Source organism: Nautilia sp. PV-1 (assembly GCF_004006315.1).
Taxonomy (GTDB): domain Bacteria; phylum Campylobacterota; class Campylobacteria; order Campylobacterales; family Nautiliaceae; genus Nautilia; species Nautilia profundicola_A.
In genome coordinates this window covers 1,553,556-1,571,365 of record NZ_CP026530.1, presented here as the reverse complement: position 1 = coordinate 1,571,365, position 17,810 = coordinate 1,553,556, and the positions used below count along the sequence as shown (strand labels likewise).

Annotated in this window: 15 protein-coding genes and 1 tRNA gene; 8 read left to right on the top strand and 8 right to left on the bottom strand. The window is 35.8% G+C overall.

What is annotated here, in order from left to right:
* Nucleotides 1–7: 7 nt before the first annotated feature.
* From C3L23_RS08210 to C3L23_RS08180, 7 genes are all read left to right on the top strand, one after another.
* Complete coding sequence (locus tag C3L23_RS08210; protein ID WP_127681659.1) at nt 8–2,062, top strand: EAL domain-containing protein; 2,055 nt, start codon at nt 8–10, stop codon at nt 2,060–2,062.
* Between the two features lie 27 nt (nt 2,063–2,089).
* Nucleotides 2,090–3,253 (top strand): 2,3,4,5-tetrahydropyridine-2,6-carboxylate N-succinyltransferase, encoded by a 1,164-nt coding sequence (locus C3L23_RS08205; protein ID WP_127681657.1) that lies wholly within the window; start codon nt 2,090–2,092, stop codon nt 3,251–3,253.
* A gap of 105 nt (nt 3,254–3,358) precedes the next feature.
* A complete protein-coding gene (gene rpmB / locus C3L23_RS08200; RefSeq protein WP_127681655.1) occupies nt 3,359–3,544 on the top strand; it encodes a 50S ribosomal protein L28 in 186 nt (61 codons plus the stop codon).
* Between the two features lie 21 nt (nt 3,545–3,565).
* Nucleotides 3,566–4,714, top strand: coding sequence for a TrkA family potassium uptake protein (locus C3L23_RS08195; protein ID WP_127681653.1), 1,149 nt, complete (start codon nt 3,566–3,568; stop codon nt 4,712–4,714).
* A 39-nt stretch (nt 4,715–4,753) separates the two neighbouring features.
* Nucleotides 4,754–5,938 carry a bifunctional glutamate N-acetyltransferase/amino-acid acetyltransferase ArgJ gene (gene argJ, locus C3L23_RS08190; RefSeq protein ID WP_127681651.1) on the top strand — a complete coding sequence of 395 codons (1,185 nt, stop codon included), beginning with the start codon at nt 4,754–4,756 and terminating at the stop codon, nt 5,936–5,938.
* An 82-nt stretch (nt 5,939–6,020) separates the two neighbouring features.
* Nucleotides 6,021–6,096: transfer RNA gene (locus C3L23_RS08185), tRNA-Asn, on the top strand.
* A gap of 111 nt (nt 6,097–6,207) precedes the next feature.
* On the top strand, nt 6,208–7,359 hold the full coding sequence (locus tag C3L23_RS08180; RefSeq protein ID WP_168175731.1) for a murein transglycosylase domain-containing protein: 1,152 nt from the start codon (nt 6,208–6,210) through the stop codon (nt 7,357–7,359).
* Here the strand turns inward: C3L23_RS08180 and C3L23_RS08175 are convergent.
* The 4 genes from C3L23_RS08175 to C3L23_RS08160 are packed head-to-tail and all read right to left on the bottom strand — an operon-like array spanning nt 7,346 to nt 9,892.
* A complete protein-coding gene (locus tag C3L23_RS08175; protein ID WP_127681647.1) occupies nt 7,346–8,164 on the bottom strand; it encodes a PLP-dependent cysteine synthase family protein in 819 nt (272 codons plus the stop codon). The genes C3L23_RS08180 and C3L23_RS08175 overlap by 14 nt on opposite strands.
* A gap of 24 nt (nt 8,165–8,188) precedes the next feature.
* Nucleotides 8,189–9,163, bottom strand: a complete 975-nt coding sequence (locus tag C3L23_RS08170; RefSeq protein ID WP_127681645.1) for an NAD(P)/FAD-dependent oxidoreductase — start codon at nt 9,161–9,163, stop codon at nt 8,189–8,191.
* Entirely contained in the window at nt 9,160–9,615 is a 456-nt protein-coding gene (locus tag C3L23_RS08165; RefSeq protein ID WP_127681643.1) for a hypothetical protein, read from the bottom strand. Before C3L23_RS08165 ends, C3L23_RS08170 begins: the two co-directional genes overlap by 4 nt.
* 10 nt (nt 9,616–9,625) lie before the next feature.
* Nucleotides 9,626–9,892, bottom strand: coding sequence for a NifU family protein (locus C3L23_RS08160; RefSeq protein ID WP_127681641.1), 267 nt, complete (start codon nt 9,890–9,892; stop codon nt 9,626–9,628).
* A gap of 64 nt (nt 9,893–9,956) precedes the next feature.
* Between C3L23_RS08160 and C3L23_RS08155 the strand changes: the two genes are divergently transcribed.
* Complete coding sequence (locus C3L23_RS08155; protein WP_127681639.1) at nt 9,957–11,009, top strand: HD-GYP domain-containing protein; 1,053 nt, start codon at nt 9,957–9,959, stop codon at nt 11,007–11,009.
* Here C3L23_RS08155 and C3L23_RS08150 read toward each other — a convergent pair.
* Genes C3L23_RS08150 through gltB form a run of 4 tightly spaced genes read right to left on the bottom strand, consistent with a single transcriptional unit; the run spans nt 11,002 to nt 17,809 of the window.
* Complete coding sequence (locus C3L23_RS08150; protein ID WP_127681637.1) at nt 11,002–11,343, bottom strand: LUD domain-containing protein; 342 nt, start codon at nt 11,341–11,343, stop codon at nt 11,002–11,004. The genes C3L23_RS08155 and C3L23_RS08150 overlap by 8 nt on opposite strands.
* 13 nt (nt 11,344–11,356) lie before the next feature.
* Nucleotides 11,357–12,658 (bottom strand): lactate utilization protein B, encoded by a 1,302-nt coding sequence (locus tag C3L23_RS08145; RefSeq protein ID WP_127681635.1) that lies wholly within the window; start codon nt 12,656–12,658, stop codon nt 11,357–11,359.
* 57 nt (nt 12,659–12,715) lie between these two features.
* The gene (locus C3L23_RS08140) at nt 12,716–13,423 is read right to left on the bottom strand and encodes a (Fe-S)-binding protein (RefSeq protein ID WP_127681633.1); all 708 of its coding nucleotides are present in this window, start codon (nt 13,421–13,423) and stop codon (nt 12,716–12,718) included.
* Between the two features lie 9 nt (nt 13,424–13,432).
* Nucleotides 13,433–17,809 carry a glutamate synthase large subunit gene (gltB, locus tag C3L23_RS08135; protein WP_127681631.1) on the bottom strand — a complete coding sequence of 1,459 codons (4,377 nt, stop codon included), beginning with the start codon at nt 17,807–17,809 and terminating at the stop codon, nt 13,433–13,435.
* Nucleotide 17,810: the final 1 nt, after the last annotated feature.

Genomic DNA, 17,810 nt, shown 5'->3' with positions numbered 1-17,810 from the left:
GGCGTTTTTGAAAAAAATTAGAAATGAAATGATAAAATCATTTATTTTATCAGGGGTAGGGTTATTAACTCTTCTTTTTATTTTATATAAATCTATATCGTCTTTTATTATTGAACAGGAAATACAAAAAGCAAGACTTCTTGCCCATACTTTATTATATACAAGAGAATATCTGGCAAAAGTTGCTCCGTTTGTAGAAGTTAAAAACAAAAAATTTCATCCTTTTTCTTTAACACCGGCTTACGCCGTCAGTCAAATAGCCAAAACAATACAAATGAAAGAGCATCTGTATGTCAAACAGACTTCAGATAAATATAGAGATCCTCAAAACAAACCGAACGAACATGAACTGACTGCCATTTATTATTTTAAATCTCATCCGAATGCAAAAGAATTTTTTCAAATTCACAGGGGTCACGAAAATATAAAGTCTGAACATCTGTTTTATGCATATCCTCTTAAAATCGACAGAAGCTGTTTAAAATGTCACGGGCCTAAAAAAGACATACCTAAACCGCTTCTTAATAAAATAGAAAAAATATATGGTGACAGGGCGTTTGGATATAAATTAGGACAGATAAGAGGAATTATTTCGATAAAAATACCTTTTAGTGAAATTAAGCATAAAGTAGATATACTGTTTTTAAAACTTTCACTGTTTTTGCTGTTTTTATATTTATTGGGAATTGTACTGTTTACCAGAATTAACAAACTTATATTTAAAGATATTGATAATATTAACGAATATTTACAAACAAAACTTGCAAAAAATATATACAGGCCTTTTAAGGCTAAGATGAATTTTTTTGAATTCGATATTATTAAAAAGGGTATAAATAGTGTAGTAAAATCATTAAAAAATTATCAAAAAACATTATATAAAAGTCTTTATTATAATGAGCTTACAGGTCTTCCTAACAGAAAAAAACTTATTGAAATTATAAAAAGGAAAAATTATCCTTTAATTCTTCTCGATATAGATTCATTTAAAGAAATAAATTATTTTTACGGTGAAGAGATAGCCAATAAACTTATTAAACAGGTTGCTGAAAGGTTAAGAGATTACCGTACTTTTCATATTAAAATAGATGAATTTGTAATACTGCAAAGGGAAAATATCAGTAAAGACGAAATTTACGAATTGACTAAAAACCTTATTAAAAAACTTGAAGAGCCTTATGATATAGATGATTATTCAATAATAGTTAAATTTAGGGCCGGAATTGCATATACTAAGCGTAATTTTATGAGAGCGCTTTCAGCACTGGATGCAACAAGAATATTAAATAAAGACATAGCTTTTTGCAGTGAAGCTGATCAAATCAGAGATTCTTATCAAGAACATTTGATTTGGCTTAAAAAACTTAAAATTGCAATTGAACATAATAAAATAATACCTTTTTATCAGCCTATATATGATCAAAACAGAAAAATCTGTAAATATGAGGCGTTGGTCAGACTTATTGATGAAGACGGAAATGTTATAAGCCCTTATTTCTTTTTAAATGTTGCTAAAAAATCAAGACTATATTTTGAAATAACAAAGCAGGTTATTGATAAATCTTTCAAAAAATTCGAAAAAAACGGTACAGAGTTTTCTGTGAATTTGAGCACACTTGATATGGAAAACGATAATATAAAAAATTTTATTATTCAAAAACTTAAAGGATTTAAAAATCCTAAAAAAATAAGTTTTGAGATCGTTGAAAGTGAAGATATTAAAAATTCTAAAAACGCTTATGAATTTATTCAGCAGTTAAAAAGTTTCGGATGTAAAATTTTAATAGACGATTTCGGAAGCGGATATGCAAATTTTGATTATCTTCTTTCTTTAGGTGCCGACGGATTGAAAATTGACGGCAGTCTTATTAAAAATATTTTAGAAGATAAAAATTCTCAAATTGTCGTAAATACCATAGTTAATTTCGCAAAAGAGGTTAATATGCAGGTGATTGCCGAGTTTGTTGAAAACGAAGAAATATTTGAATATTTAAAAAATCTCGGAATAGACTGTTTTCAGGGATATTATTTCTCTGAGCCTAAGGAAGATATAGAAATTTGATATAATTCAAATAAAAAAGGATAATTTATGTTTGAAAATCTTGTAGAAAACATACAAGGATATAAAAAGCCGTTTGCATTCGGTATTGCAAGGGTTGATTTCGGTCAGGTAAACCGTGAGAAGGTTCTTCAGGCCACATATCCTGTAATAAACTGGAATGAAAATTTCGGCAGTGCAGCCGTGTTTATAAGAAGTCTTTTTGAAAACGGCGTGGAAGTGGATTTTAATTCAAGCGAATTCGTAGCGGATGTTACAAAAGAATTTGTTGATACCGCACTTGAGCTGTTCGGAAAAGACTTAGTCGAAGAAGCAGAGGGAGACAAACATAAAAATATCCAGGTATTAAAAGTTTTAAAAGAAATATTTGATGATGAGGTTATGGATAATTACAGAATCTGCTTTTTATTTGAAGACGAAGCTCCTAAAAGCGTAGAAGCCGTATATTTAAAATTATATGCTCTTTCAACAAGAAAAGCGGCGCTGAGAAGCGTTAACTTAAACGGAGCTTTCGGTATACTTACTAACTGTGCATGGGTAGGAAACGTTCCTATCGAACTTGATTATTTAAGAGAAAACGAAATAGAATTAAAACTTAAAGACGCATATCCTGAAGTTGAATATGTAGATAAATTCCCAAGATTCCTTTCACATATCATACCTGACGATAATACAAGAATTTTAGATACTTCAAAAGTTAGAATGGGTGCCCAGCTTGCCGCGGGAACTACTGTTATGCCTGGGGCGAGTTATATCAACTTTAATGCAGGGACAGAAGGCCCTGTTATGGTTGAGGGTAGAATTTCTTCATCTGCCGTCGTAAAAGAAGGTGCCGATGTCGGTGGGGGAGCTTCTATTCTTGGAGTACTCAGCGGAACAAACGGCAACCCTATTACAATCGGAAGAAACACTCTTCTCGGAGCTAACAGCGTTACAGGTATACCTGTAGGGGACGGATGTATCGTAGATGCGGGTATTGCAGTACTTGAAGGAACTAAAATATGGATAAGCGAAGATGAATTTAATAAAATAAAAGAAGTTAATCCAGAATGGAAAGTAGGATATAAAGAATACTTTAAAGGCTTGGAACTTGCCGGATTAAACGGGATTCATTACAGATTTGACACTACAAAAGGCAAAATGGTAGCATTCAGAAGCAGAAGAGAAGTTAAATTAAACGAGGAGCTTCACTAAGCTTTTCCTTTTTTCAAGGATAAAACAAAATTTGTTTTTTATAAAAATTTGATATAATTTCAAACTTAAAAAATAAAGCGCTTAAATTATAATAAAGGAAACACAATGGCAAGAAAATGTGAAATTTGTGGTAAAGGTCCTCAGTTCGGGAACAGAGTGAGCCACTCAAACAAAAAAACAAGACATAAATTCAATCCTAACATTCAAAGCGTTAGAATCGAAATTAACGGAGTTAGCAGAAAAGTTAAAATTTGTACAAGCTGTCTTAGAAGCTTGAAAAAATCAGTATAAAGCTCCCCTCTCGGGGTCATTATGAATAAAGACTCTTTTTTAGAGGATTTTCTCAAAAAACTAGCTACTACACTTCACTGGCAAAGAAGTCCTAAACCTGAAGTTGATCTTTCTTCTGAATTATGGGGTGAATTAAAACCTTTCAGAATACCTGTTATTTTAACTATTTTAATAATGCTGTTCGGAACTTTGGGATATATCTGGATAGATAATTTTTCACTTTTAGATGCTATTTATCAAACGGGTATTACTTTTACAACGGTTGGATTTGGTGAAATTGCTCCTATATCACCTTTTGGAAGATTGTTTACGATATTTTTGATAGTTGCGGGATTTGCTGTATTTTCATATGCTGTAGGTATACTTGTTGACGTAATAAATAAAGGACGTTTAATCGCACTGTTTAAGGAGAATAGAATGCTTTATAAAATTGCAAGGCTTAAAAAACATATGGTTATATGCTATCACAATAACTATACGATAGAGTTAACCAGAGAACTCAGAAAAGCACATATACCTTTCGTTGTTATCGATAATAACGACAATCTGGAAGAAATTGCAAAAAAATATAAATATCCTTATTTTATTAATGCGGATCCCCATACAACCCTTGCAATAAAAAAAGCTCACTTAAGCAGTGCGAGAGGAGTAATTACACTTTCTAAAAGTGTTACGGATAATATAGCGGTAGTCAGCAGCGTAAGACTTTATGAAAAAGATTTGAAAAGAAATCCGTATTATATTCTGTCAGTGGCGAATTCCGATGAAGAAATAGAAAAACTTATGAGATTGGGGGCTGACGAAGTTCTTTCTCCTACCAAGTTAATAGCCAAAAGAATGACGGCAGTCACTGTTGATCCTGATGTTAAAAATATTCTCGAAGAGTTTGTATATTCTGTAGATACGCCTTTGGATCTTGAAGAAATCACTGTCAGCAAGAAATCATGGGTTGCACATAAAAAATTAAAAGAAGTTCATTTAAGAGAGCTTTTTAATGTAACGGTTGTAGGGATTAAAGAGGAAAACGGTAAGTTTATACCGATACCTAAAGGCGACGTAGTTTTGAAACCTAATGATGTGCTGCTTGTAATAGGTACGGGAAAAGATATGCGTAAAGTCAGAAAAGTAATCAGAAGTTCAGTTAAACCTAAAGAAATAGATTTTATATAAGATAAGTAGGTAAGTAGATAAGTTGTGAAGGGAGAAAAAATGGAGAAAAAATTTAGAATCACACCAATCAGCGGAGGTGTCTGTGCCGTTGACGGTATATTTGCAGGTGGAGTAAACGCGGGATTTAAAAAAGACGGGTTTGATGTGGGTTTTATAAGAAGCGGAAAAGAAATGAAAGTAGCATATCTTTTTACAACTAACAGATTTCAGGCAGCGCCTTTAAAATATGTGTTAAGAAAAGGTATTAAAACCACAAATTTTTTACTTGCAAACTCAAAAAACGCTAACGCAATGACCGGAGAAGGCGGAATTAAAGATATTGAAGAAATTTTGGAATATCTGGGTACAAAAATTGATGTCAAAAATCCTGTTATGAGTTCAACAGGAGTTATAGGCGTAAGAATAGACAAGGACAAAATAAAAAAGGCAATTGATCAATTTGATTTTAACGAAAAAGATTCTAACAAATTCGCAAAAGCAATAATGACAACAGACAGTTTTGAAAAAGAAATTGCTTTTGAAGTTGAGGGTGAATTCGGTAAGTTTAAAATAGGAGGGGTTGCCAAAGGGGCCGGGATGATAAACCCTCAAATGGCAACAATGCTCTGTTTTATAACAACTGATGCGGATATACCTGATGAGGATATGAAAAATATTCTTTCGGAAATAAACGAACAAAGTTTTAACGCTATAAGTGTGGACGGAGACACATCTACAAACGACAGTGTATTTTTAATGACAACGTCACAGGGGGATTATGACCAAGAAGCGTTTAAAGAAGCATTAAAGCAGGTTATGTTGAAACTTGCAACCGATATCGTAAGAGACGGAGAAGGGGCTACGAAACTGGTGGCATTTGAAGTTAAAGGCGCCAAAGATAAAAAAGAAGCCAAAAGAGCCGCAAAAGCACTTACTAACTCTTTGCTTATGAAAACAGCAATATTCGGAGAAGACCCGAACTGGGGAAGAATTGCGTCGACTATAGGAGCCAGCGGAGTGGAATGCAGTGAAGATACATTAAGTATAAAAATAGGCGACGTTTTGGTATATGACAGAGGCAATATACTTTTTACTTCTGAAACTGAAGAAAAAGCCCATAAAGTAATGAAAAAAGATTCTTTTAAAATAAGTGTCGATTTGGGTATCGGAGAGGGTGAATTTACGGCTTACGGGTGCGATTTAAGCTATGAATACGTAAAAATAAACGCCGAATATAGAACTTAATAGGGAGTTTTATAAAAATTTCTCTATTTTTTGTATTCCAAACTTGCAATCTTAAATTTTTTTGGTATAATTCTATTCACATTCCGGCGTAGCTCAGTCGGTAGAGCAGACGGCTGTTAACCGTCGGGTCAGAGGTTCGAGTCCTCTCGCCGGAGCCATTTAAATCTATTATTAATAGTGTCTGGCACTAATTAACTGCTTATTTCTTCTTTTATTTATTAATTTTATGATATATTAAAATAATTTTTTGTTTTGTTATACTTATGTCTATGAAACGGTTGATATACGGGGTAATTATTTTTATGTTTTTGGGTTGTTCGGTCAGTGATTATCAGACGGTGGTTGAAGCTGCGGTTTCAAAAAATCCTTCAGCGTTTTTAAAATCCTACGCAAACCGTAAAAAAAATTACTATTTAACGCATCCTCAGGTATTAGCAAGAGATATAAAAAGTTTTATTTATCATTTTAATCTTGAAATCAAAAAGTTTACTAAAGCTATAAGCATATGGGAAAATCCTCAAAAACCTAAAACCACAACACTTGTAAAATATTCTGAAAATTACAAAGCAAGAGCTATAATTAATTTTGATAAAGGTTACGTAAAGGTAGAAACAATAGCCAAAAACTATAAACAGGCGCTTCAGATTGCACTTGTAAATACGATGCTTATGCCTGAAGATCCCAGAAGCGTTGATCTTTTCAGTGATAAAATAAAATTAAACGGCAAACCTTTTCTGGCAGGACAGATATACGATTTTGAGCATAAAGTGGTACTTTACAGGTGGAGGGCCGAGAGGTATGCCAAATGGCTGATATCCCATAAATTAAAAAGCTATATATATAAAAAACAAAAAGTATATTATGTTACGTTTAGTCTGGCTAAAAATTCTCAAAACATAAGAGCGAAAAAATATCTGCCGTATGTAAAAGAGTACGGAAACAAGTTTCATATTTCAAGAACTCTTATACTTGCCATTATAAAAACCGAGAGCGATTTTAATCCTTATGCGGTAAGTTACGTGCCGGCGTTCGGGTTAATGCAGATAGTGCCTACCACTGCGGGTGTAGAAGGTTATGAAAGGGCATACGGATATAAACATATTCCAAGTAAAGAGTTTTTATTCGTTCCGAAAAACAACATACATGTGGGTTCTGCGTATCTGAGTATTCTTTTTTACAGATATCTGAAAAATATTAAAAATCCGCTATCAAGGGAATATTGTGCGATTTCAGCTTATAACAGCGGTATCGGTAACGTATTAAGAGTTTTCAGTACAAGAAGAGACAGGGCTTATTATATCATCAATTCCCTGTCTCCTAAAGAAGTATATGTGCGTTTAACCATGAGGCTGCCTAGTGATGAGGGAAGAAGATATCTTCCGAAGGTTTTGAATAATAAAAGACTTTTTATAGGATACTGATATATTTTTCAATACCGTCAGGCGCAATCGTAACAACATTTCCGCTAAGCGTTTTTGCCGCAAGTATATTGGCGGCTGTCGAAATTCCTCCGGTAATGCCAAGTTTTGGAAGCTGTTTTGTGAATTCAACCGCTTCGTCGTCATGTATTAAAATGACATCGTCTATTAAATCCAAGTCTGTTATTTTAGTAATAAATCCGGCTCCTATTCCCTGGATTTTATGTGTTTTTACAGGAAGATGTTTGTTTTTCAGCTTATTGTAAATCACAGGTGAATTTATACTCTCAACCGCTATTATTTTTACTCCCAGAGGTTTTAAAATTTTTCCGATTCCTGTAATTGTACCTCCGCTTCCGACTCCCGCTACGAAACAGTCTATATTTTTAACCTGGTTCAGTATTTCAAAGGCTGTAATTTCCTGTGATTTCGCATTTAAGGGATTTGAAAACTGGTCTGTATAAAAAGCGTTTTTTTCTTTTGCATAATTAAGCGCTTCGTTTAAAGAATCTGAAATCGTGCCTTTTGTAAGTATAAGATTGGCACCGTAAAGTTTTAAAAGCTTTTGTCTTTCGACAGAAAAGCTCTCAGGCATAAATATAGTGGCTTTAATACCGAATTTTTGAGCATAAAAAGCAAGGGCTATACCTGTATTTCCGCTTGTTACTTCGACTATTTCTCTGTAGCCTTTTTTGAAAGCGTCTTCAAGCATAAACAGTGCCGGTCTGTCTTTTATGCTTCCGGCCGGATTTTTATATTCTAGCTTAACGGAAATATTATCTAATTGAAACACCGGTGTATTAAACATTTGAACTCCTTTAATTAGAAAGCTTTATTCTCCAAGCCACATTTTAACGCTGAAATTTTGTATTAGCTTCAGTTTGTGAGCTTTAACGACAAAACCTCTTATAAACGTTTTATTTAGAGCTTCGAGTTTTTTCATAAGGGAAAATTCTTTAAAAAATCTTTTATTCCATTCATTCGGATAGTTTTTGTTTTCTAAAATACAATTAGCCAAAAGATCGGCGGATTTTATAGCGTAATAGATACCTTCAAAACTAAGAGGCATAACCTGTCCGGCCGCATCACCGACAAAATATATATTTTCTTTTTGTATTATTATGTCTCTTTCCCAGGTAGGTATTTTATAACCTTTGGGTTTTAGCGACAGATTAAGATAATGGCATAAGTTTTCGAAATTTTTTCTGCTGACTGTTCCGAGATGGGTTAAATTTTCGTGAGGGAATGCCCAGGCGTAGTATTCTCCGCCTATATTAAAATCAAAAAAAAATTCGCATGTTTTTACTTTGTAACCGTCTGTTCTTGCATAATGTGTTATTGTTGACGGGATTTGAGAAATATTTACAGCTTTTCTGACTGTTGAATTTACTCCGTCTGCGGCAATCAAAATGTCATATTCCAAGAGAATATCTTTTTCTCGGGTTTTTATTACCGCTTTTTTATTTTGAAAAGTTTTAAATCTTCCGTATAGTATTTTTGCTCCGGCTTGAACTGCCAGGTTTCTTAATTTTTCGTCAAATTCCGCTCTTTTGACAATCGACAGATTTTCTCCGTTTAAATCTATTTTTATTTTATCGTTTTTGTAAATCATATATACATGGTCTAAGGAATGTTTAATTAAACTTTTCGGAATGCTAAATTCATCAAATATTTTTGTTTTTACGCCTCCGCCGCACGGTTTGTCGAAGTCCGGTCTGTTTTGTACAATTGTGACGTCATGATATGGAGCCAGAGCCCTTGCGGCTGTAGAGCCTGCAGGTCCGCCTCCTATTATCACTATTTTCACAGACCTCTGTCCTTTCTGTAGTTAAAAGGAAGTTCTTTTTTAGTTTCCGGAAGGATTTTGACTGCCGCCCAGTTTGCTTTTTTGTAGTAAATTTTGAAATTAGGATATTTTTTTAAATCCGTAATTTTAACCAGCCGGGCATTTAAGTGATGTTCTTTTATATAATTTTGAACATTAATTTTTGCCAATATAAAATAATCTGCAAGTACATAAGCAATATAAGCGGTTACGAATATTATTTGAGCTATACGTATAAACTGGAATTTTTTGTTCAGTCCGATAAAGAAAAAAACAACCACTACCGCAAAATAGATTAAATTAAATTTTCCTAGCGTGTATATTGCAAATATTTTAACGCTTTCATTCGGAGAGGCGATTAAAAATTTTAAAACATAAGGGAAGAAAAATCCTATTATAGAAACGATATAAAATAAAAGTACGCTTTTTTTCATAACTGTTTCCTTAAATCGGGAATACCCTGATTTTATCCGTATCCAAATTTCTTCTTAATGTCTCTTCAATTGCAAAAAGAGTCGCTCCTCCCGCACTGCTGCATGCCGCGCATGCTCCTCCATATCTGATAAATACGTGAGTTTCACCGTTGCTTTCTCTTACATCCAAAACTTCAGCCATACCTCCGTCAAACGCAAGCATAGGAAGGATATCTTTTTGTATTACTTTTTCTATAGCTTCAATTTTGTCTTTAAGGCTCATTTCTTCGAATTTCATTAATTTCCTTTTTTTGTTAAAATATATCGTAATTTAAAAATTATATCAAGAAAGCGGGGGCAAATTGGAAAAAATAGAAAAAATAAAACCGTTGATTTATTCTATAGAATTAAGGGATCCTTATACCAAAGGGCACAGTGAAAGAGTTGCCATTTACGCCAGTGAATTTTTAAAATATTTAGATTTTGCAAATAAACAGGTAGAAGATGTTTATTATGCCGGGCTTCTTCATGATATAGGGAAAATTGCCATTCCGGATTCCGTTTTGCTTAAACCTTCGATTTTAAATCCCGAAGAATATAATATTATTAAATATCATCCTATATTAAGCGCCAATCTTGTAGATAGAATGTATGAATTTTCTTATCTCAGCGATATTGTAAAGCATCATCATGAAAATTATGACGGAAGCGGTTATCCTGACAGGCTAAAAGGTGAAAATATACCTTTTTTAAGCAGGGTTTTAACGCTTGCAGATGTTTTTGACGCTTTAACGACAGACAGGATTTACCGTGAGGCGTTTGATTTTGATGAAGCAATCAAAATTCTTGAACATATGAAATATAAATTCGACCCTAGGCTTTTTGAAAAATTTTTAAGTTTTATAGATAAGTTTAGAATAATTAACGATAAACTGTTCCATATAGAAGAAAAAGAAGAAAAATTTCTTGAAAATTTAAGGTATAAAATATTTTTTGAGGATACGTTTACCGGATTGTTGAACAGAAATGCATTAATGCTTATTTTGAGAAGAGCTATTGAGAACAGTTTAAAAATAACGATGGTTGAGCTTAATATAAAAAATTATCAGCTATTGCACAAAAAACACGGTATAGAAAATGTAGAAAACGTTATAAAAACTATTTCTATAAAAATAAAAAAAGAATTTAAAGACCACACAGTAAATGATCCGTTAAATGAAAATAATATATACGTGTTTAAAGAAAGTGTGGCCAGGTTTGTTTTTTTAGGTTTCGGTGACAGTAAAACGTTTTTAAAGAAAATGGAGCCTTTTTTAGATTTGAAAATAGATCATGCGGAAATTGATTTAAACGTTATATTTAAAGAAAAAGAACTTGATTATAATTTTGAAAAACTGATAAATTACGTTATATAAAACAGATGCCGAATTTCATCGGACCGTGAGCACCGAATACCAGGAAACTTTCAACATCAGCCGTTTTGGAAGGCCCTGAGATGAAAACTCCCGGGTTTTCAATCATCTCAACCGCTTCATGCATTGTAGGAACTACTTTTTTTGGCATTTTAACGGCTACTTTTTCACTTAAAAATAAGTCTTTTTCATAATTTTCCACCCAAACAGCTCCGTTTTCAGCAATACCGAACTTTGCTTCGGTTACATACCACCCTTCAGGTATTTCGTCCAGAATTTCCCCTCCGGCTAATTTCAGGTTTTTTATAAATTCATTAGTTAATTCTCCATTCTTCATTCTCAATTCTCCACTATTTTATAAATCTCTCTTTCGGAATAGCCGGAAGAGCCTTGTATCTGCTCCATTCTTTTGCCATGCTCTCAAGCAGAGGCTTTGGAGTAAGACGTAAGATGGTGCTAAAAAGTTTAAACATTTTAGGTGAATGCATCGCTTTTTCAGCCAATCTTACACCAAAATTCTCCATTTTCCATTCTCCATTCTCAATTTTTTTAACATAGTGTCTCATATTTACAAGCTGTTTTGTAAAAGGAATTTTCACAGGACACACCGTCTCACAGCTTCCGCAAAGAGTACATGCAAACGGCAGGTCGGAATATTCATCTTTATCTGTTAATGGTGCAAGCAGGCTTCCGATAGGTCCGGGGATTACGTATCTGTATGAGTGTCCGCCACTTCTTCTGAATACCGGGCATGTGGTAAGACACGCCGAGCATTTTATACATTTGAGGGTTTCTTTAAATTCGCTTTCGAGCCTCTCAAACCTTCCGTTATCGACTAAAATTATTACTCTTTTGCCGTTATCTTTTTTACCGAAAATGGATGTATATGTTGTGATTTTCTGCCCCGTGGCGTTTCTGGCAAGCATTCTTAAAAACACTCCCAAATCTTTCATATTGGGAACAATTTTCTCAATTCCTACGCTGATTATATGTAGTGGAGGTAAAACGGCTCCGAGGTCCGCGTTTCCTTCATTGGTGCACACCACCGCCCAGCCTTTGTCCGCCACAAGGAAATTCGCGCCGCTCAGTCCCGCATCGGCTGATAGGAACTCTTTTCGTAAAAGCGCTCTCATTTTATGTGTAAGATATGTCGGGTCCGTGTTTGTTTCGTTTAAAATTTCGGCAACGTCCTCTTTTGTGGTGTGGATTGCGGGCAGGACGATGTGAGACGGTTTTTCACCCCTTAGCTGTACAATTCTTTCGCCAAGGTCGGTGTCTATTACTTCAATCCCGTTATCATGCAGATAAACATTAAGTCCGCACTCTTCTGTAAGCATCGATTTTGATTTGACCGCTTTTTTTGCGTTTATTTCTTTTAAGTATTTCAGTACCGTTTCATTGTGTTCTTTCGCGTCTTTGGCAAAAATAACCTCAATTCCTGCGTTTTTTGCGTTTTTTATAAACTCATCCACAAGAGAGTGCAGGTTTTCAATTACATAATCTTTAATTTCGGAGGCTTTGTTTCTAAGCTCTTCCCACTCTTTGACTTCTTTTATTGCTTTGTCTCTTTTTTGTCTTATAGCCCAGAGGCTTTTATCGTGGCGGGGACCCTTTTGTTTATAAAACTTTACGGCTAATTCGTAATGTTTCACTGTCTACCTTTAATTAGTTTTCTAAAGTGGATAATTTCACTTTTCATTTTTCATTTTTCACTTTTCACTGTTTTCTACGCTTTCCAGAAGAATCTCGCTTATGTGTTTAAACTCGGCATTAATTCCCTCTTTTTCGGCTATGCCTTTTAAGTGCATAAGACAGCTCATATCCACCCCAGTTATTACAGGTGTAAAGTCGTATTTCCAGCTGCTAAGGAGGTCGTTTAGTTTTTCTTTCCCGATAATATAGCTCATTTCTCCTTCTTTTACGCTGTAAACGCCTCCGAATCCGCAGCATTCATCCCTCGCGGCTTCCAAAACTTCACATCCGAGCACTTCTTTTACTTTGTTTTTGTAAGGTATGTTAAGTTCGCTCGGAGTCGCCACATCCAGGTGCCTCATTGAGTGGCATGAGTTATGAAGTATTACAGATTTACGGTTTTTTGCAAGGTATAGATGTCCTTTGGAATATAAAAAGTCGGTAAGTTCATATGTTTTATCACTAATTTCGATTTTTTGGGACTTTATGGTGCTTACACAGCTGCTTGAAGGTGAAACGATACACTCAAACTCTCCGAATATTTCGTCGTATATATTGGGAAGTGTGGTTTCAAACCCGCTGTTTATAAAAGGCTGTCCGCAGCAAGTCTGGTTTTTGGGAATGGTTACATTGTAGCCGAGATTTCTTAAAAGAAGCGTGGTGTTTTTTGCCACATGCGGGAAGAGTTCATTTATGTAACACGGGACATGGAGGGCTATTTTCATAGCCTTCCTTTAATCCATGTCGTTTGGATCAAGAGGCGGGCGGTTGTCTTTTGGAGTTACAAGCCAGAAGTGTCTAACTTCGCTTCTGAAGTTATCAAGAATGTATTTCGCTTTTTCGCTTCCCGTTGCGTTATAGTATTCAATCAGTCTTTTTTTGAGGTAAAGTTTAGGTTTTTCGTTTTCGTCGATGTCGATTCTTCTGATTTCGATGAGTTCCGCATTGATTTTATCTACGAATTCATGCTCTTTGTCGTAAACAAACGCGACCCCTCCTGTCATACCCGCACCGAAGTTTATACCCGTTTTACCGAGGATTATAACTTCACCGCCTGTCATGTATTCACAAGGATGGTCACCCGTACCTTCTACGATTGCAACAGCGCCTGAGTTTCTTACGGCAAATCTTTCACCCACAGGTCCCGCAATGAACAGTTTACCTGCAGTTGCACCGTACAGGCACGTATTTCCGGCACCTGCGCCTTTTGCAGGAGTGATTATAATTTTTCCTCCGGCCATTCCTTTACCTACGTAGTCGTTGGCAACGCCCTGGAGTCTAAGAGTTATACCTTTACTTAAAAATACCCCGAAACTCTGTCCTGCAGTACCTGTGAGGTTAAATACGATGCTGTCGTCAGCCAGGCCTTCATCTCCGTAATATTTAGCCACAACACCGCTGATTCTTGCTCCGAAACTTCTGTTCAGGTTGCAGATTTCGGCTTTTACGACTGATTTGTGGTTTGGATTTTTGATTGTATCCATTACAAGTTCGAGCATCTCTTTTTCAAATTCGTTTTTGTCAAACGGTTCGTTTTCAACCTGTTTAGTGTTTACTCCCTCAACCTGTCTGAATATCATAGAAAAGTCGAATTTTTTGGCTAAATCGATATCTTTAACGGTAATTAAATCGTTTCTTCCGATTACTTCGTCAAGTGAAGTATAACCGATTCTTGCCAGCCATTCTCTTACGTCTTCGGCAAGTGCAATGATGTAGTTTTTAACTTTTTCCACGTTACCTTTGAATTTGGCTCTGTAGTCTTCATCCTGAGTTGTAATTCCCACAGGACATTTGTTTGTCTGACAGCTTCTACAGAAGATACAGTCAACCGCCATTAGTAAACTTGTACCGAACGCATAGTATTCAGCACCTAAAAGAGCCGCAAACATAACGTCTCTTCCGACTTTAAGCGCACCGTCTGTTTCAAGGGCTACGTATTTTCTTAAGTGGTTTTCTTTTAATGCGTTGTGTGCTTCGATAAGTCCGATCTCCCACGGGTTACCCGCGTGTCTTATAGACGTGATAGGAGCCGCACCGGTTCCCCCTTCGCTACCGCTGATTACGATTTGATCCGCATACGCTTTTGCAACACCGGCGGCAATTGTTCCGACTCCCGCAGTTGAAACGAGCTTAACGCTGATAGTCGCTTCAGGGTTTATCTGTTTAAGGTCGAATATAAGCTGTGCCAGATCCTCGATTGAATATATATCGTGGTGAGGAGGTGGTGAAATAAGCGTTTTTCCTGGTGTTGTGTGTCTGAGTTTAGCGATGTAAGTCGTAACTTTAAATCCAGGAAGCTGTCCGCCTTCGCCCGGTTTTGCACCCTGAGCAACTTTAATCTGGATCTCTTCCGCGTTTACAAGGTATTCAGGAGTTACACCAAATCTACCCGAAGCCACCTGTCTGATTTTGCTCTGTTTAATTGTGCCGTTTCTTCTTTTGTCTTCCCCGCCTTCACCTGAGTTTGTTCTGGCACCCAGGCTGTTCATAGCTTCTGCTAATATTTCATGCGCTTCAGGGCTTAGCGCACCGATACTCATAGCCGCACCTATGAATCTTTTGATAATATTTTCTCGAGGCTCAACTTTATCTATTGAGATAGGCTCTCTGTCGCTTTTGATATCAAGGAAATCCCTTATGTAAGTAGGACGTCTGTTTTCTACAAGGTTTTTGAACTCTTCATAATCCGCTTTTTCGCCTGATTTGATAGCTTTAAGGAATGCTCTTGTAACCTGAGGCGTTATTTCGTGGTATTCTTCGCCTTTTCTCTGTTTAATGATTCCTCCAGGAAGGAGTTTTTCTTCTTCAAACGCTTTTTGATGTCTGATAGTGAGTCTTTCTTCAATGTCTTTGTAAGTAAGTCCCGGAAGCAGTGTTTTACTTCCTATAAAGCACTCTTCTTGTACTTCGTTACTTAGGCCTATAATGTCAAAAAGAGCCGAGTTTCTGTAGCTTGCAATTGTAGAAATACCCATTTTTGACATAATTTTTAAAATACCTTTGTTAAGTGCGCTGTGAACGTTAAAGAGCGCGTCGTCTCTGTTTAGGCCTTTTTCATCGCACAGTTTGCAAACTGTTTTGAATAAAAGATAAGGATATATCGCAGTTGCACCGTATGCTATCATTACAGCCGCGTCGTGAGGATTTGTAACCTCGCTTGTAAGGGCTACAATGCTTGTAAGGTGTCTGAGTTTTGCATCAAGAAGTTTCTTGTGAAGTCTTCCGATTACCATTGCCATAGGCATTGTTTTATGATCTTTATCAATGCCGCTGTCGTCAAGGAATATAATTCTTACACCGTTTTTAACATCTTCTACGATTTTGTCAGTCAGCTCTTCAAGCGATTTTTTAAGATCACTTTTGAACGCCGTTGAATATGTAGCGTTTTTGTAATCACTCTCAAATCTCGGAGAAGTTTCATCACCGAAGCTTTTAAGAACGCTTAGTTTAGTCTGTGTAAGAATAGGTGAAGTTGTTTTGATTCTTTTGGCGTGTTCAGGAGCTTCGTCTAAAATATTGTGAATTTCACCGAATCCCGTATTTAAAGACATAACTATTTTTTCTCTAAGTGAGTCGATAGGAGGGTTTGTAACCTGAGCGAATTTTTGTCTGAAGAAGTCGTTGAAACTTCTAAAAGGATAATCGCTAAAGCACGCAAGCGGAGTATCGTCGCCCATACTCCCTGTCGGTTCTTTTCCGTCTTCCATCATAGGCTTGATAACTAAATTAATAACCTCTTTTGATATTCCCGCATATCTTTGTTTGTAGATCAGCTCGCTAAGTTCAATCTGTTCATCTATTGCATACGGATTTTCAATATATTCCTGAAGATATATCATGTTTTCATTCAGCCATTTTGTATAAGGGTTGCTGGATTTGAGATATTCGTCGATATCTTTATTTTTCAGAACTACGCCGAATTTCGTATCAACGCCTATCATCTGGCCTGATTGGAGTTTGCCTCTTTGAACAATGTCTTCTTCAGGGAAGTCGATTACGCCGTATTCACTGGCGATAAGGATGGTGTCGTCTTTTGTGATTACGTATTTTGCAGGTCTAAGCCCGTTTCTGTCGAGTACTACTCCTATATATCTTCCATCCGTAATACTTACCGCAGCCGGACCGTCCCATGCTTCAAAACGGGTTGAGAAATATTCATAAAATGCTTTAAGCTCACTGTCAAGATAAGGGGCGTTTTGCCAAGGCATAGGAATAAGCGCTCTTATGGTTTTAAAGAAGTCCATTCCGTTCATAATTAAAAATTCAACCATACGATCAAGCGAGCTTGAGTCACTTTCATCAAATCTTACGATTGGAAGGAGTCTTTCAAGCTCTTCTTTTGAAAATACTTCAGATTTAATTGATTCGCTTTTGATTAGAGCGTTTATTCTGTTTGCCTGGATAGAGTTAATCTCACCGTTATGGGCGATAAATCTGAAAGGCTGTGCGAGTCTCCATTCAGGAAGCGTGTTTGTAGAGAATCTTTGATGGAACAGCGCGAAAGAAATTTTAAAATCCTTATCCGCCAAATCAGGATAGAACTCTTTAATATGATTTGGCATCAATAGCCCTTTGTAGGCTATTTTTTTGCTTGAGAAAGTAGGAATATAAAAATCTTTGTCTTCAATGAAGTTTTCTATTTCTTTTCTTGTTAAATATAAAAGTTCTTCAAATCTTTTTATAGCTATAATTGAATTAGGAACGATAAACGCATGATAAATTTTTGGAAGTGTTTTAAGTGCCAGTTCCCCGAGAGCTTCTGTATTTACAGGGACTTCTCTCCATAACGCGACTTTTAAATCGTTTTTTTCACAAAACTCTTCAATAGTGGTTTTTTGATTTTCGTTTTTTAAAAAAATAACGCCTATTCCAAATGTGTCAGGCAGGTCAACTCCCTGTGTGTGAGCTATTTTTCTGAAAAATTCTTTTGGAAGTGAAAACAAAAGACCGCTACCGTCTCCCGATTTACCGTCAGCCGCAATAGCTCCTCTGTGCATCATTCTCTCAAGCGCTTCGAGTGCTTGATTTACCATTTTGTGTGTTGCTTTTCCTTTAATATGTGCAATAACACCAAAACCGCAGTTATCTTTAAATTCTAACATTTTTGACATA